This is a genomic window from uncultured Roseibium sp. (assembly GCF_963675095.2).
Classification (GTDB): domain Bacteria; phylum Pseudomonadota; class Alphaproteobacteria; order Rhizobiales; family Stappiaceae; genus Roseibium.
Map to the genome: position 1 here is coordinate 17,322 of NZ_CAXXSJ010000066.1, position 15,739 is coordinate 33,060.

Below are 15,739 nucleotides of genomic sequence, written 5' to 3' on the forward strand. Positions count from 1 at the left end.
ATTGCAATGCTGTCGTTCTTCGTGGTCGTGGCTCTCATGGCCGCCTTGATGATGATCCGCATGCCGATTGCCTTCGCGGTCGGTTTTTCAGGAACGGTCGGACTGGCCCTTCAACTCGGCCTTCATCCCGCGCTCGCGGTACTGGAGCGCAGCTACTACCACTCGGCGTCGGGGTTCATCCTCGTCGCCATTCCGCTGTTCATCCTCATGGCCCACCTTCTGACCGTGGGGGATGTCACGCGGCGGGCCTTCATCGCCTGCCAGGCCTGGATCGGACATGCCCGGGGCGGCCTCGCCATGGCGGCCGTCGGCGCCTCGGTCCTGCTTGCGGCCCTGATCGGCAGCAGCACCGCTTCGGCCGCGGCCATGGGAACGGCGGCGTTTCCGGAAATGCGCCGCTATGGTTACAGCGACAAACTTGCCTCCGCCGTCATCAGCGTCGGCGGCACCCTGGCCGTCGTGGTCCCGCCCAGCATCGTGCTCGTGGTCTACGGCGTCCTGACGGAGACTTCCATTGGCGCCCTGTTCATCGCCGGCATCCTTCCGGGGCTTCTCACCGCTCTCGGCCTGATCGCGGTGGTCCGGTTTACAGCGGTGACGACCGACGAGGCACCGAAGGGGCCTCCGTTTCAATTCCGCCACGCCATAAGGGAATCCAGCCATATCTGGCCGATCTCGCTTCTGATCCTTCTGGTGATCGGCGCCATCTATGGCGGGCTCGCCTCTCCCTCGGAAGCTGCGGCCTTCGGCGTTCTGGGGGCGCTGGTTCTGGGCGTCCTGCAGCGAACGATCAATGCAAAGGGTTTTTCGAGCGCGGTGAGTTCGGCGATCAAGTCGACGGTGATGATCGTCGCCATCATCGCCTGCTCGGCAATTTTCGCGAATTACCTCGCCTTCACGCGGGTCACGCATACGATCCTCGACGTGGTCAACGGCTCCGACCTGCCACGCTACGTCATCCTGTTGCTGGTCGTCCTCGTGCTTCTCCTGATGGGCATGCTCATGGACCAGCTCGCGATCCTGTCACTGACCATGCCGCTCGCCTTTCCCGCGATCATGGCCATGAACTTCGATCCGGTTTGGTTCGGCATCATCGTGACCAAGACGGTGGAGATCGGTCTTCTCACGCCGCCTCTCGGCCTAAACGCCTATATTGCCGCCGGCCAGACAAAAGTCCCGCTGGGGACCGTGTTCAGGGGACTGGTCCCGTTCATCATCATCGATGTGGTCATATTGGGTATCCTGATCGCCTTTCCCGAGATCACTTTGTTCCTGCCGAGTCTCATGAACTGAACCGGCTTCGCTCTTCCCGCCCTTGACGACCATGGTCCTTTATGCGGATGGTCCATCCGTCCATTGGCCTTGGGAGAGGGCCCCTGAAGGTGGCACCGGTGGGCTGAAAAGACATTTGCCGACGACCGTCTTTGGCAAATGGGCATAAATCGGGAGGAGTTCGGAGCATGTCCTTTTCAGAGGAATTGGTGGATCGTCTGGCTATCCGGGACCTGGTGGAGAACTGGGCCGTGTGGCGCGACGCCTGTGACTGGAAGCGGTTCCGGACCGTGTGGCACGACGACGGTGTCATGCAGGCCACCTGGTTCCAGGGAACGGCGGATGAATTCATCGCCGTCAGCGAATCCGGCTTTCAAAAAGGCGTTCGCATCCTGCATTTCCTCGGCGGGTACCTCGATCGAGCTCAGCGGCAACCGGGCCATCGCCCAGACCAAGATGACCATCAGCCAACGGGCGGAAGTGGAAGGTGTGCTGTGCGACGTGGTCTGCACCGGCCGTTTCTACGATTTCATCGAAAAGCGGGAGGGCAAATGGGGCCTGGTCCTGCGCCAGCCGATCTACGAGAAGGACAGGCTCGACCCGATCGACCCGACCAAGGCGCCGAAGCTCGACCCACAGGTCCTCGCCTCCTTCCCCGAAGGATACAGGCATCTCGCCTACCTGCAGGCGGGGATCGGCTACAAGGTGAAACCGGATATGCCCGGCCTCTATGGCCCCGAAGTCGAGGCGCTTTATGCCCGCGGCGAAACTTGGCTGTCGGGCGGTCCGGCTGTTTAGCGCTTACTCGGACAACACCTGAAGATAGACAAGCATGACCGCCTTCATTTCAGGCTGTATGCTGGTCGCGAAACCGTAATCGCCAACACTGTCCTTGCCGTCATGAAAATTGCCATCCTAGACGACTATTTCGACACCCTGAGGACCCTGCCCTGCTTTTCGAAGCTGGAGGGCCACGATGTCACGGTCTTCACCGACCATGTCCAGGAAGCCGGCGCTTTGGCTGAACGGCTGTCCGGCTTCGATGCGCTCGTCCTCTTCCGTGAACGCACCAGGATCACCGGCGAACTTCTCGACCGGTTGCCGAACCTGAAGGTCATCAGCCAGCGCAGCGTCTATCCGCATGTCGACGTCGAAGGCTGCACACGGAACGGCATTCTCCTGTGCTCCAATATGCATGCGGACACGCCGTCCTATGCGGCAGCGGAAATGACATGGGCGCTGATCCTTACAAGCGCACGCCAGATCCCGCAGCAGAACGCCTCGCTGAAGGCGGGCAAGTGGCAGATGGGCGTCGGCAAGACCCTGCGCGGCCGCACCCTCGGCGTCTACGGCTATGGCCGGATCGGCAAGGTTGTCGCAGGCTACGGCAAGGCCTTCGGCATGAAGGTCAATTTCTGGGCGTCGGAAGGGTCGCGCAAGCGGGCCACCGAGGACGGCGAGACGGTCGCGGCCTCGCGGGAGGCCTTTTTCGCCGAAGCCGATGTCGTCACGGTGCATGTGCGCATGAAGCCGGAAACGAAGGGCCTGATCACCGCCGCCGACCTGGCATGCATGAAACCCACGGCCCTGTTCGTGAACACGTCGCGCGCGGGGCTTGTGGAACAAGGCGCCCTGCTCGCCGCCCTCAATAACGGCAGACCCGGCTTTGCCGCTGTCGACGTCTTCGACACGGAACCGGTCACCGATCCGGCCGATCCACTCGTGCATCATCCGAACCTCATCGGAACGCCGCATATCGGCTTCGTCACCGAAGACGAATACGACCTGCAGTTTGCCGATATCTTCGACCAGATCGTCGCCTATGACAAAGGCGCGCCGATCAACATGATCAATCCGGAAGTCTGGACTTAGAGCATCGGTTTCCCGTCAGGCGGTTCGGAACCTGCGCCCAGCCGACGTAACGACTGTTTTCCCGAGGTGTCAGAGTTCGTAAAGAACCTGGGCGGCGCGCACCGCCGCCGAGGCGCGGTTCTCGACGCCGAGCTTCTGGTAGATCTGCTCCAGATGCTTGTTCACCGTGCGCGGGGACAGGCCGAGGATCTCGCCAATATCCCGGTTCGCCTTGCCCTTGGCGATCCACAGCAGCACGTCCGCCTCGCGCGCGGTCAGACCGAAATGTTCCTGCAGCACGTCCGTCTGGTTCGGATGATCGCTGGTCGTCATCCGGAACAGATATTCATCGGGCCCCACGGAGCCGAGATACTGCATCTGCAGGTTCAGTTCCCCGCCCGGGTTGAGCGCGAACGGATCGAGACGGGCCGACGAGGCGCTTTCCTCCCGGCCGAGCCAGTCGCCCAGCGCGCCGGCAATTTCCTTCAATAGTGCTTCACCGCTCGGCGTGGTGCCGACAAGCTGGTGTGTCTGCGGCGTCGACCAGTGCAGGTCACCATCGCGGGAGACTGCCAGCAGGTGCCGGCCGGCGGCATCGAGCGCGATCCTTGCGCTTTGCACCGAACGGGAATTGGCCAAGTGAACGCGGATGCGCGCCTGAAGCTCGTCGATGTTGATCGGCTTGGTCAGAAAATCGACCCCGCCGGATTCCAGCGCATGGACGATGTGTTCGGTCTCGCTCAGGCCGGTCATGAAGATCACCGGCACATGCTGAAGATGGGCCTTGGCCTTGATCTGCTCACAGGTCTCGAACCCGGACAATCCGGGCATGATGGCATCCATCAGGATCATGTCCGGTGTGACCCGGTCGGCAACGGACAGGGCCGCGGCACCGCTGGTGGCGACCAGAACGGTGACGCCGGCATTTTCCAGGGCCTGGGTCAGAAAGCCCAGGGTTTCCGGTGAGTCGTCAACGACCAGGACAATGTCGCGCTGCTTTTCAGTCATCGGCGGCAAGTCCTTCCAGGACCTTGGTGTAGCTGTCGAAATCGAACTGTTTCAGGTGCCCGCGCAAGGCGGTGACCAGCGGACCGTTTTCCGGATTGTCGGAAAGCTCGGCAAGCTTGGCCTCGATTCCATGGATATAGCCGATTTCACCGAGGCTGATCAGTTCGCGAACATGATTGTTCCCCGGATTGATGACCGGACTGTCCGCGTCATGGCCGTTGGCCTCCGGTTTGGCCTTCACGTCGTCGCCGGTCCAGGTCAGATCCAGATGCTTCTGGATCTTGTCCAGGAGCTGGCGCAGATCGAACGGCTTGGCCAGGGTATCATCGTGCAGGCTCGGCCCATCCGGCCGAAGGGCCTGATCGCCGATGTTGGCCGACAGCATGATTACAGGCTGGTCTACACCGTCCTCGCGCAAACGCCGGACGAGTTCCCAGCCGTTCATGCCCGGCATCAGGATATCGACCAGGAACAGATCCACTCCGGCTTCACCAACCGTTTCCAGGCACGCTGCGCCACTTTCCGCTTCCATAAGGTCGAAGCCGAGCGGTGTCAGGATTTCACGGATCAGCGCCCTGTGGTCCGGGTTGTCGTCAACAACGGCAATGGTGCGGCGTTCACCCGCATAGCCGCGGATCCGCTGTTCCGGTGGCCGGACCTTCACCGGCCGCGCCACTTCAGCCAGCATCAGCCGGACCTCGAAAGCACTCCCCTTGCCCGGTTCGCTGGACAGCGCGATCGCGCCGCCGAGGGTTTCGGCCAGGAGCTTGGTGATCGTGAGACCCAGCCCCAGGCCCGGTGTCCGCTTGATTTTCTCGTCCTCGCTCCGGCCAAACGGCTCAAAAATCTTGGTCTGCTCGGAAAGCGGGATGCCCGGACCGGTGTCGGTGACGGTAAAGGTTGCAACCTGGGACCGGTAGCCGACGTTAAAGCTGACCTTGCCCGTATCGGTGAACTTGATCGCATTGGACAGGAGGTTCACCAGGATCTGGCGCAGACGCTTTTCATCGGTACGCACATAGATCGGCAGGTTCTTGGCCTTGGTGAACTCGAAACCAAGCCCCCTGGCCGCCGCCTGCATCCTGAACATATCCACGATCTGATCGAGGAACTCGTGGATGTTGACCTCGTTGGAATAGACCTGCAGGCGCCCGGCTTCGATCCGGGAAATGTCGAGCAGTCCATCGATCAGACCGGAGAGATGCTCCGCGCTCCGGCGGATCGTACTGACATTGGCCTTGCGGCTTTCCGGCAGGGCGTCGTCGCGTTCCAGAACCTGGGCATAACCAAGCACCGCGTTGAGTGGCGTGCGCAATTCGTGCGACAGGCCGACTACATAGCGGCTCTTGGCGAAGTTCGCGGCTTCCGCGTCCTCCTTTGCCTTCTGCAGGGCCGCATCGGTGACCCGGTGGGCATCGATTTCCTTTTGCAGGAGCGCGTTCTGGCGGGCCGACTCTTCTTCCGCGACACGCCTTGTGTCATGGGCAAGCACCAGGAACCAGGTTGAGATCCCGGCGGCCACGGCGAACACGAAAAAGATCAGCGCCACGGTCTGGCCGATGATCACGGCTGAGTCCGGGAACCGGTCCGCCGCCTGATTGTAGATGACCCAGAGCACGAAACCGATTGCCGTGATCGAGGGCACCACGGTCAGGGCATAACGGCCTAGCCGCGTGTTCAGATGGGCAATCGTCCGCTCCGACAGGAACTTCGCGGCGACCATTCCCACTTGATGGTTGATGCGTGCCTTCGGCTTGCACAGATCGTGGCAGCGGGCATCCAGCGAACAGCACAGCGAGCAGATCGGCGCCTGGTAGGCCGGGCAATAGGCCATGTCTTCCGGTTCGAACGGATTTTCGCAGATCGAACAGGCGATCGTGTCGGCATTCTGCCAGCTCTTGCGGGGCTTGCGCGCCAGGTAGAAGCGCCCCTTGGTCAGAGCCGCGATCGCCGGCACGGCAACGAAGGCCACGCCCATGGCGATGAAGGTGGACAGGGCTGCCGCTTCCTTACCGAAATAGCCGTAATAAGCGACCAGGGACAGGACAGCGGCGAGCACCATGCCGCCAGTGCCCACCGGATTGATGTCGAACAGGTGAGCGCGCTTGAACTCGATGCCAGGAGGCGACAGGCCCAGCGGCTTGTTGATGAAGAGATCGGCGGAAATGGCGCTGAGCCAGGCCATGGCGACGATGGAAAAGACGCCCAGCGTTTCTTCCAGCAGCTTGTAGATACCGAGCTCCATCAGAAGCAGGGCGATGCCGACGTTGAACACCAGCCAGACAACCCGTCCCGGATGGCTGTGGGTCAGGCGGGAAAAGAAGTTCGACCAGGCCAGAGAGCCGGCATAGGCGTTCATGACGTTGATCTTGAGCTGCGAGACAACCACGAAGGCGACCATCAGCAACATCGCCAGCTGTTCCGATGGGATCATGTAGCCGAAGGCAACCGCATACATGCGCGACGGCTCATCGGCGTGCTCCACCGGAACCCCTGCCGAGAGCACAAGGACGGCAAGGAAAGACCCGGCCAGCATTTTCGGCGCGCCGAGCACGACCCAACCGGGTCCGGCGAGAAACAGGGCAAGCTTGTGCCGCTTACGGGCAAAATCCTGTGCCGGCAGGAAACGCAGGAAGTCGACCTGCTCGCCGATCTGCGCCATCAGCGCCAGGATGACCGCCGAGGCCGCACCGAAGCTGATCAGGTTGAGGTCTGAAAAGCCAGGGCCTGCTGCTTTCACCGCTCCGGTCGCATGATCAACCCCGCCGAAGCCGAACCACGCGCCGACCGCCTGCCAGTCGGAAAAGGCGATCACGATGAACGGCAGGATGTTGAGCACGATCCAGAACGGCTGGGTGATCAGCTGGAACCGACTGATCAGGGTGATGCCGTGGGTGACGAGCGGGATCACCGCCACCGCCGAAATGATGTAGCCGATCCACAGCGGCACGCCGAACGCGTACTCCAGCGCGCCGGACATGATCGAGGCTTCGATGGCGAACAGGATGAAGGTGAAGCTGGCGTATATCAGCGACGTGATCGTCGACCCGATGTAGCCGAAACCAGCACCGCGGGTGAGCAGATCGATATCGACGCCATGGCGCATGGCATACCGGCTGATCGGAATGCCTATGAACAGAAGGACGATGCTTCCGACCAGGATCGCGACAAAGGCATTGACCGTTCCGTAGGACAGCGTGATCGCGCCGCCGATCGCCTCGAGCGCCAGGAAGGAAATCGCTCCGATGGCCGTTTGCGAGATCCGGCGCGAGGAGAACCGGCGCGCGCTCTTGGCGGTAAAGCGCAGAGCATAGTCTTCCAGGGTCTGGTTGTTGACCCACTGGTTGTACTGACGCCTGACAGGAATGATGCGTTGGCGTGCGGCCATGCGGGACTTTCGGCACCTTTGAAACGGTTTTGATCGACGACCGGCGGCCTTCGGAGCGGCCTTTACGATGCAAGAAAAGGGCCACGGACCGTTTCCGAACTGATGCAGTTCAGCTTCACGAAACCTGAAGATTCAATGATATCGCCTGTCAGCCGGATATCAGGATCCCTTTGCTAGTTTTCCTGTCAGCGCCGGGGGACAGAGGCGCACCACGAAAGAAGACCAGCGAAAGGGATCGGAAAGATGAAAAAGACACTTACAGCACTCGCAACAATACTTGTCCTCAGCCACGGATCCACTGCGATGGCCTGGAGCCTCAGCGATGCGATCAAAGGGGACTTCTCCGGAGCCAGCACAAACTCCAGTCGGGATGACAACGACAATGCGGTCAGCGGCACCCACGACAACGATGAACGCGCCGGCCATGACGCAAACGACGACAACGGCTCCAGCGGACATGACAGTGGCGAACATGGCGGCTCTGGTGGCGGTAGCGATCACGATAGCGGCAGTGACCATGATGGCGGCAGCGACCACGATGGCGGCGGCGATAGCGATGGTGGCGACAGCGACGGCGGCGATCACGACTGACCGGAAAGCCCCGAGACGTTGCCCCCCTTGGAGCAGCCGGTCTCTGTAAAGACCGGCTGCCGATTCTGCGATGGGCCGGAGCCCCGCGCATCCGTTTTGGGGAAACCTCGATCGAAACAACCCACTCCTATAAAAGAATATTCCGTTCGCCCGTCAGCGCCATAAGATTTGATCAATTATTGCCCACATGCCTAATTATTGATCATTTTCAGTATTGATGCGGCTGATCGGCAGCCTCCCGATAGCCCCGGCGTCCAGTCGGGTGCCGCTTTTCTGACCCTCGTAAATTCTCGGGAGGTCCGTCGCATGCGCATTTTGCGCAAAAGGCGCAAGCGGCTACGTCATTCGACGTATGTTGCGCTGCGGCAACTCCCCTCACGATCCTTCTCCGACGGCGGCTAGTCGGCCTGCCGCAGTGCTTCCACAGGGATCACACAGAGGGGAACATCATGAAAACCAAACTGACAGGCCTGGCGCTCGCCGGGTTGATGGCGTCCACCATGTTCAGCGGCGCATATGCGGCAGACGACACGATCAAGGTCGGCATTCTGCATTCGCTCTCCGGCACCATGGCCATTTCCGAGACCACTCTGAAAGACGCCATGCTGATGCTCATCGAAGAGCAGAACAAGAAGGGCGGTCTGCTCGGCAAGAAACTCGAAGCCGTCGTTGTCGACCCGGCTTCCGATTGGCCGCTGTTCGCCGAAAAAGCGCGCGAACTGGTCGAAGTCAACAAGGTTTCCGCCGTGTTCGGCTGCTGGACCTCCGTGTCGCGCAAGTCCGTCCTGCCGGTGTTCGAAGAACTGAACTCGCTGCTGTTCTACCCGGTCCAGTACGAAGGTGAAGAATCCCAGCGCAACGTGTTCTACACGGGTGCGGCTCCGAACCAGCAGGCCATTCCGGCCGTAGACTATCTGATGGAAAACGAAGGCGTCGAGCGCTGGGTTCTGGCCGGTACCGACTACGTCTATCCGCGCACGACCAACAAGATCCTCGAAGCCTACCTGAAGGCCAAGGGCGTCGCTGAAGAAGACATCATGATCAACTACACGCCGTTCGGTCATTCCGACTGGCAGACGATCGTGTCCGACGTCAAGACCTTCGGCTCCGCAGGCAAGAAGACGGCCGTGGTCTCCACCATCAACGGCGACGCCAACGTCCCGTTCTACAAGGAACTCGGCAACCAGGGCATCAAGGCCGAAGATATCCCGGTCGTGGCCTTCTCCGTGGGTGAAGAGGAACTCGCCGGTCTCGACACCGGTCCGCTCGTCGGCCACCTGGCTGCCTGGAACTATTTCCAGTCCGCCGACACCGACGTCAACGCCGAGTTCATCGACACCTGGCACGCGTTCATCAAGGACGACAAGCGCGTGACCAACGACCCGATGGAAGCCCACTACATCGGCTTCAACATGTGGGTGAAGGCCGTTGAAAAGGCCGGCTCCACCGATCCGGATGCGGTCATCGACGCCATTGTCGGCGTGTCCGTGCCGAACCTGACCGGCGGCTACTCGGCCATGATGCCGAACCACCACATCACCAAGCCGGTTCTGATCGGCGAGATCCAGGACGACGGCCAGTTCGAAACCGTGTGGGAAACCTCCGGCCTGGTCGCCGGCGATGCATGGTCCGATTACCTGGATGGCTCCAAGGACCTGATCTCCGATTGGCGCGCACCGCTGTCCTGCGGCAACTTCAACACCGCCACCGGCAAGTGCGGCGGTTCCGGCTCCTAAGTCCCGGCAAACGAACGGAGGCGGACCGGTCTGGCCCGCCTCCTGCATCTCTTCCCGGCACCCTGTCGGGATAAACAGACAGACAAACGCGGTGGACCATGTCCTTTTTCAGATCGTTTGCCCAGCTCAGATCTCTTGCCCTTGTCGTCGGATTGCTCCTTCTCTCGCTTAACACCGGATCCAATCCGGCTTCGGCACAGGACGATATCGAAAGCCTGCGTCCGCTCATCAATGCGCTCGCGGAAGGCAAATACAAGGAAACCGAAAAGCAGATCGGCGATCTGGCCGCAACGGGGAACCCTGCGGTTGCCTCGGCACTGGAAGCTCTCTCAGATGGCGACCTTTATTTCAGGAAGTCTGACAATCAGGTTTTCATGACCAAGAAGTCCGGCAAGGGCTACGCACTGACCGACCCGCTCACGCTCGAAAGCGCGGGCGAAGCAGGCAAGCGCGAAGTCAGCAAGATCAAGGTCAACAACAGTCTGCGCCGGGTCATCCGGTCGGCGCTCGGCTCCCTGACGCTGATGGCCGCGGACCCCAAGGTCCGCAAGGCCGCCGCGGAAGCCGTGTTCAAGGCCAAGGATCCCGATGCCATCGAAAGTCTCGATACCGCGATTGAAAAGGAGACGAATGATGAAGTCCGTATGGTCATGGAACAGGCCCGGGCCGCGGCCGTTCTTAATTCCGACCGCAGTGACGGTGAAAAACTCCAAGCCGTCCAAGTCCTGAGCGACATGGGCAACAGGGACGCCCTGTCCCTTTTGATCGGTGTTCGCGACAGCGCTACGGGAGAGCTGCAGACAGCAGCCGCGAGCGCGGTGAAGCGGATCGAGAAGTCGCTGGCGCTCTGGGACAATGCCCAGAACATCTGGTACGGCCTTTCGCTCGGCTCCGTGCTGCTCTTGGCCGCCATCGGCCTGGCTATCACCTTCGGCGTCATGGGCGTCATCAACATGGCTCATGGCGAAATGGTCATGATCGGCGCCTACGTCACCTTCGTGGTGCAGGAGATGATCCGCACCTCCGCGCCCGGCCTGTTCGACTATTCGCTGCTGATCGCGCTCCCGTTGGCCTTCCTCGTTTCCGGCGCCATCGGTGTCGGCATCGAACGCGGCATCATCCGCTGGCTCTACGGCCGCCCGCTTGAAACGCTGCTGGCCACCTGGGGCCTGTCCCTGATCCTGCAGCAGGCGGTGCGGTCGCTCTTCGGCCCGACCAACCGGGAAGTCGGCAACCCGGACTGGATGTCCGGCGCCTTCGAGATCGGCCAGATGACCATCACTTACAACCGCATGTGGATCATCGTGTTCTCGCTTGCCGTGTTCGTCGGCCTGATGCTGGTCCTCAAGAAGACGCCCTTCGGCCTCTATACGCGGGCCGTCACCCAGAACCGGCGCATGGCCGCCTCCATGGGCATCCGCACCCCCTGGATCGATGCGCTGACCTTCGGCCTCGGCTCGGGCATTGCCGGGATCGCCGGTGTGGCCCTCAGCCAGATCGACAACGTGTCGCCCAACCTCGGTCAGGGCTACATCATCGACAGCTTCATGGTCGTGGTCTTCGGCGGGGTCGGCAATCTCTGGGGTACGCTGGTCGGCGCCATGACGCTCGGTGTGGTCAACAAGTTCCTTGAGCCCTATGCCGGAGCCGTGCTCGGCAAGATCTTCGTGCTCGTCTTCATCATCCTCTTTATCCAGAAGCGTCCAAGGGGCCTGTTCGCCCTCAAGGGCCGGGCAGTCGAAGCATGATGACCTCGTTTCTCTTCCGGGCGCTCGACGCCAGGGCCGGTCTGTTCCTGATCATCCTTCTGGGACTGACCGTCGCAATCCCGGCATCGAACCTGCTCCTGCCGGAAACCAGCCCGCTGCATGTTCCGACCTACGCGGTCACGCTGATGGGCAAGTATCTGACCTATGCGCTGCTCGCCCTGTCGGTCGATCTGGTCTGGGGTTACTGCGGCATTCTCTCGCTCGGCCACGGCGCCTTCTTCGCGCTTGGCGGCTATGCCATGGGCATGTACCTGATGCGCCAGATCGGCACCCGCGGCGTTTACGGCGACCCGATCCTGCCGGATTTCATGGTGTTCCTGAACTGGAAGGAACTGCCCTGGTACTGGTACGGTTTCGACATGTTCCCGTTCGCGGCGATCATGGTGTTGTTCGTGCCGGGCCTGCTCGCCTTCGTCTTCGGCTGGTTCGCCTTCCGCTCGCGGGTCACCGGCGTCTATCTGTCGATCATCACCCAGGCACTGACCTATGCGCTGCTGCTGGCCTTTTTCCGCAATGACATGGGCTTTGGCGGCAACAACGGCCTGACCGACTTCAAGGATATTCTCGGTTTCGACGTGCAGGCGGACAGCACCCGCGCCGGCCTGTTCATCGCCTCCGGGCTGGCTCTCGCCCTTTGCTTCCTGCTCTGCCGCGCGCTGACCCGGTCAAAGCTCGGTAAGGTGTTGGTCGCGGTGCGCGATGCGGAAAGCCGGACGCGTTTCCTCGGCTACAGGGTGGAGCATTACAAGCTGTTCGTGTGGACCATCTCGGCCATGATGGCCGGCATCGCGGGCGCCCTCTACGTACCCCAGGTCGGCATTATCAACCCGGGCGAGTTCTCGCCGGCCAACTCCATCGAAGTGGTAATCTGGGTGGCCGTCGGCGGACGCGGAACCCTGATCGGTCCGATCATCGGCGCCGTGCTGGTCAACTTCGCCAAGACCTGGTTCACCGCTGCCCTACCCGATATCTGGCTGTTTGCCCTCGGCGGCCTGTTCCTCGGGGTGACCCTGTTCCTGCCCAAGGGCATCGTCGGCACCGTCTCCCAGGGCTGGAGCGCGCTGCGCCAACGGTCCGCGTCGGCCGCCTACGAAGCCGGATCGGACGAACCGCCGAGCCTGCCACCCAACAGCCCTGCCGCGCCTTCCAACGTCTCCCGCAAGACGGGGACGCCGGACGCCTCGCCTCAACCTGCGGAGTGACAGCATGAGCCGCCAATCCAGCCTGCTTTATCTCGACGGCGTGTCGGTGTCCTTCGACGGCTTCAAGGCACTGAACGAGTTGTCCCTGGTCATCGCTCCGGGGGAAATGCGTGCGATTATCGGACCGAACGGTGCCGGCAAGACGACCATGATGGATGTCATCACAGGCAAAACCCGCCCCGATAGCGGCGAAGTCTTTTTCAACGGCGTGGTCGATCTGACCGGCGAGGACGAGGCCGCAATCGCCGAGCTTGGAATCGGTCGCAAGTTCCAGAAGCCGACCGTGTTTGAAAGCCATACGGTCTGGGACAATCTGGAACTTGCCCTGAAGGCTCCACGCGGACCGTTCGCCACCCTGTTTCACGTCATCACCGGCGGCGAGAAGAAACGGATCGAGGACCTGCTGGAACTGATCCGGCTCGGCGACAAGCGAAGCGAGCTGGCGGCCAACCTTTCCCACGGCCAGAAGCAATGGCTGGAAATCGGCATGCTGCTCGCCCAGGACCCGAAGCTCCTGCTGGTGGACGAACCGGCCGCCGGCATGACCGACGCCGAAACGGCGGAAACCGCGGAACTTCTGAAAGACATTGCCCAGACCCATTCCGTCGTCGTCGTGGAACATGACATGACCTTCGTGCGCTCGCTCGGGGTCAAGGTCACCGTGCTTCACGAGGGTTCGGTTCTGGCCGAAGGGTCGCTTGATCATGTCTCCGCCGACGAACGGGTCGTCGAAGTCTATCTGGGCCGGTGAGGAAAACCCATGCTGAGCGTTGAAAACATCGATCTCTACTATGGCGCGGCGCAGGCCCTGAAGGGTGTCTCGCTCAAGGCCGAGGTCGGCAAGGTCACCTGCCTCATGGGCCGCAACGGCGTCGGCAAGACCTCGACCCTGCGCGCGGTCGTCGGCCAGCATCCGGTCAGCTCCGGCAAGATCGTGTGGAACGGCGAGGACGTGTCGCGGCTCGCGCCCCATGCCCGGGCCAAGCGCGGAATCGCTGTCGTGCCCCAGGGCCGGGAGATCTTTCCGTTGCTCTCGGTGAAGGAAAACCTGGAAACCGGCTATGCCTGCGTCCCGCGCAAGGACCGCAAGATCCCGGAGACCATCTTCGAGCTGTTCCCGGTTCTCAAATCCATGCTTTCGCGCCGGGGCGGCGACCTGTCCGGCGGCCAGCAGCAGCAACTGGCGATTGCCCGGGCGCTGATCACCCGACCGAAGCTGCTCGTGCTCGACGAGCCGACCGAAGGCATTCAGCCCTCGATCATCAAGGATATCGGCCGGGCCATCGAATGGCTGCGGGAACAGGGCGATATGGCGATTGTTCTTGTCGAGCAGTATTTCGAATTCGCCCGGGATCTCGCAGACGATTTCGCGGTCATGGACCGGGGAGAAATCGTCATGGCAGGCGCACGCGCCGACCTTGACGAAACAAAGGTGCGCCAGCATCTGACGGTCTGATCCTTAATACCTGCGGCCAAAAGGACGCAGGGCTTTCGGCGGCGGGTTTCAGTTGATAGGGTCCGGGGCATCGCCCTCCCCTATCCGCTCGAGATCTTCCATGACCGAACCGCTTTCCCCTTCCGAAATCGACCGCATCAAACAGGCCGTCGAGGCCAATTTCGAGACGCAGGTTTCCTTTCTCCAGGATCTCGTTCGGGCCGCGTCGCTCAGGGGCGAGGAAGCCGAAGTCCAGACACTCGTTGCAAGAGCTCTGGTCGACCGCCGGTATGATGTCGAACGCTTCGGCGTCGACCCGCAGGCCGTCGACGATCATCCGGCCTATTCCCCGGCGACTATCGACTACGCGGACACCTTCAACGTGTCGGGCATGAAGATGCCGAAGGCGCAAAAGGGCAAGTCCCTGATCCTGAATGCCCATACGGATGTGGTGCCGACCGCCGATCCGTCCGCCTGGACCTATCCGCCGTTTTCCGCCACCCGGGACGGCGACTGGCTCTACGGCCGTGGCGCCGGCGACATGAAAGCCGGACTGGTTGCCAATATCTTTGCCGTCGATGCGATCGAAGCCGCCGGCTTCCGGCTGACCGCTCCGCTGCAGATCCAGTCCGTGGTCGACGAGGAAACCACCGGTAACGGGGCAGCCGCCGCCATCCATCGCGGCTACACGGCCGATGCCGTGCTTATCCCCGAACCGACCGACGAGCAGCTCGTCTTCGCAAATTCCGGCGTGATCAAGTTCAAGATCACCACCCGGGGTGTGCCCGCCCATCCGCGCGATCCGGACTCCGGCCTCAGCGCCATCGATGCCGCCATTCAACTCATCGCTCATCTGAAGGGCATTGAGAAGACGTGGAACGAGGAACGGCACAAACATCCCGGTTTTGAAAACCTGCGGAACCCGGCAAGCCTGAACGTCGGCACCATTTCCGGTGGCGAGTGGCCCTCGTCCGTTCCCTTCGCCTGCGTCTTCGAAGGCCGGATCGGCTTCTTTCCCGGCGGGGACCCGTGGGAGCGGGCCAAGGAAGTGGAAGACAGCATTGCCGCTCTCATGGCCAAGGATGCCCGCCTTGCCCGCTCCGCGCCGACGGTGGAATGGGTCGGCACGATGCAGGCCGGGTATCGCCTGGCCGACACCTCACCGGCGGAGGAAGCCCTTCAGACGGCCCATGGCCTGGTGCACAACGATACCCTCGCCCGCTATATCATGGCCTGCTACCTGGATGGCGCGCTGTTCGCCAATCACGCAGGCATACCCGCGCTGACATATGGCCCCGCAGCGGAGAACATCCACGGCATCGACGAGCGCGTGAACCTGTCATCCCTCAAGCGGGTCACGGAGACCATCGCTCTGTTTGCCGCCGGCTGGTGCGGCATCGAGCCCGCGTGACCCCTTGCGCTGTCGCATCCCCCTTCGACGTATTTGATAATGCAAGTAGATGGCGCTAAGGAAACGCAAGATTTTC

11 protein-coding genes and 1 pseudogene are annotated in these 15,739 nt (G+C 61.8%); 10 read left to right on the forward strand and 2 right to left on the reverse strand.

Translation table 11 applies throughout. The features are described from left to right. The first annotated feature begins 6 nt into the window (after positions 1-6). From ABIN98_RS26030 to ABIN98_RS26040, 3 genes and pseudogenes are all read left to right on the forward strand, one after another. Positions 7-1,293: a TRAP transporter large permease gene (locus ABIN98_RS26030; protein ID WP_346914661.1), complete on the forward strand. Its 1,287-nt coding sequence runs from the start codon at positions 7-9 to the stop codon at positions 1,291-1,293. A gap of 167 nt (positions 1,294-1,460) precedes the next feature. Beyond that, positions 1,461-2,070, forward strand: a pseudogene (locus ABIN98_RS26035) (nuclear transport factor 2 family protein). 102 nt (positions 2,071-2,172) lie between these two features. Then, positions 2,173-3,144 carry a D-2-hydroxyacid dehydrogenase family protein gene (locus tag ABIN98_RS26040; protein WP_346914663.1) on the forward strand — a complete coding sequence of 324 codons (972 nt, stop codon included), beginning with the start codon at positions 2,173-2,175 and terminating at the stop codon, positions 3,142-3,144. Between the two features lie 69 nt (positions 3,145-3,213). Here the strand turns inward: ABIN98_RS26040 and ABIN98_RS26045 are convergent, their stop codons facing one another. After that, the gene (locus ABIN98_RS26045) at positions 3,214-4,131 is read right to left on the reverse strand and encodes a DNA-binding response regulator (protein WP_346914665.1); all 918 of its coding nucleotides are present in this window, start codon (positions 4,129-4,131) and stop codon (positions 3,214-3,216) included. Further along, a complete protein-coding gene (locus ABIN98_RS26050; RefSeq protein WP_346914667.1) occupies positions 4,124-7,519 on the reverse strand; it encodes an ATP-binding protein in 3,396 nt (1,131 codons plus the stop codon). Before ABIN98_RS26050 ends, ABIN98_RS26045 begins: the two co-directional genes overlap by 8 nt. Before the next feature lie 243 nt (positions 7,520-7,762). Here ABIN98_RS26050 and ABIN98_RS26055 point away from each other — a divergent pair, with 243 nt between their 5' ends. The 7 genes from ABIN98_RS26055 (at position 7,763) to ABIN98_RS26085 (ending at position 15,663) form a co-directional block, all read left to right on the forward strand. Further along, the gene (locus ABIN98_RS26055) at positions 7,763-8,110 is read left to right on the forward strand and encodes a hypothetical protein (RefSeq protein ID WP_346914669.1); all 348 of its coding nucleotides are present in this window, start codon (positions 7,763-7,765) and stop codon (positions 8,108-8,110) included. A gap of 449 nt (positions 8,111-8,559) precedes the next feature. Continuing rightward, positions 8,560-9,846 carry an urea ABC transporter substrate-binding protein gene (gene urtA, locus ABIN98_RS26060; RefSeq protein ID WP_346914671.1) on the forward strand — a complete coding sequence of 429 codons (1,287 nt, stop codon included), beginning with the start codon at positions 8,560-8,562 and terminating at the stop codon, positions 9,844-9,846. Positions 9,847-9,944: 98 nt separating this feature from the next. Then, positions 9,945-11,594, forward strand: a complete 1,650-nt coding sequence (urtB, locus tag ABIN98_RS26065; RefSeq protein WP_346914673.1) for an urea ABC transporter permease subunit UrtB — start codon at positions 9,945-9,947, stop codon at positions 11,592-11,594. After that, a complete protein-coding gene (gene urtC, locus ABIN98_RS26070; protein ID WP_346914675.1) occupies positions 11,591-12,817 on the forward strand; it encodes an urea ABC transporter permease subunit UrtC in 1,227 nt (408 codons plus the stop codon). The genes urtB and urtC overlap by 4 nt, the downstream gene beginning before the upstream one ends. 4 nt (positions 12,818-12,821) lie before the next feature. Then, entirely contained in the window at positions 12,822-13,568 is a 747-nt protein-coding gene (urtD, locus tag ABIN98_RS26075; RefSeq protein ID WP_346914677.1) for an urea ABC transporter ATP-binding protein UrtD, read from the forward strand. 9 nt (positions 13,569-13,577) lie between these two features. Further along, positions 13,578-14,273: an urea ABC transporter ATP-binding subunit UrtE gene (gene urtE, locus ABIN98_RS26080; protein ID WP_346914679.1), complete on the forward strand. Its 696-nt coding sequence runs from the start codon at positions 13,578-13,580 to the stop codon at positions 14,271-14,273. Positions 14,274-14,373: 100 nt separating this feature from the next. Continuing rightward, positions 14,374-15,663, forward strand: a complete 1,290-nt coding sequence (locus tag ABIN98_RS26085) for an ArgE/DapE family deacylase (RefSeq protein WP_346914681.1) — start codon at positions 14,374-14,376, stop codon at positions 15,661-15,663. The last annotated feature ends 76 nt before the right edge of the window (positions 15,664-15,739 follow it).

Excerpts from the sequence above, each read along its gene's own strand:
- ABIN98_RS26030 (WP_346914661.1), top strand. The coding sequence starts at position 7 with ATGCTGTCGTTCTTCGTGGTCGTGGCTCTCATGGCCGCCTTGATGATG.
- ABIN98_RS26040 (WP_346914663.1), top strand. The coding sequence starts at position 2,173 with ATGAAAATTGCCATCCTAGACGACTATTTCGACACCCTGAGGACCCTG.
- ABIN98_RS26045 (WP_346914665.1), bottom strand. The coding sequence starts at position 4,131 with ATGACTGAAAAGCAGCGCGACATTGTCCTGGTCGTTGACGACTCACCG.
- ABIN98_RS26050 (WP_346914667.1), bottom strand. The coding sequence starts at position 7,519 with ATGGCCGCACGCCAACGCATCATTCCTGTCAGGCGTCAGTACAACCAG.
- ABIN98_RS26055 (WP_346914669.1), top strand. The coding sequence starts at position 7,763 with ATGAAAAAGACACTTACAGCACTCGCAACAATACTTGTCCTCAGCCAC.
- urtA (WP_346914671.1), top strand. The coding sequence starts at position 8,560 with ATGAAAACCAAACTGACAGGCCTGGCGCTCGCCGGGTTGATGGCGTCC.
- urtB (WP_346914673.1), top strand. The coding sequence starts at position 9,945 with ATGTCCTTTTTCAGATCGTTTGCCCAGCTCAGATCTCTTGCCCTTGTC.
- urtC (WP_346914675.1), top strand. The coding sequence starts at position 11,591 with ATGATGACCTCGTTTCTCTTCCGGGCGCTCGACGCCAGGGCCGGTCTG.
- urtD (WP_346914677.1), top strand. The coding sequence starts at position 12,822 with ATGAGCCGCCAATCCAGCCTGCTTTATCTCGACGGCGTGTCGGTGTCC.
- urtE (WP_346914679.1), top strand. The coding sequence starts at position 13,578 with ATGCTGAGCGTTGAAAACATCGATCTCTACTATGGCGCGGCGCAGGCC.
- ABIN98_RS26085 (WP_346914681.1), top strand. The coding sequence starts at position 14,374 with ATGACCGAACCGCTTTCCCCTTCCGAAATCGACCGCATCAAACAGGCC.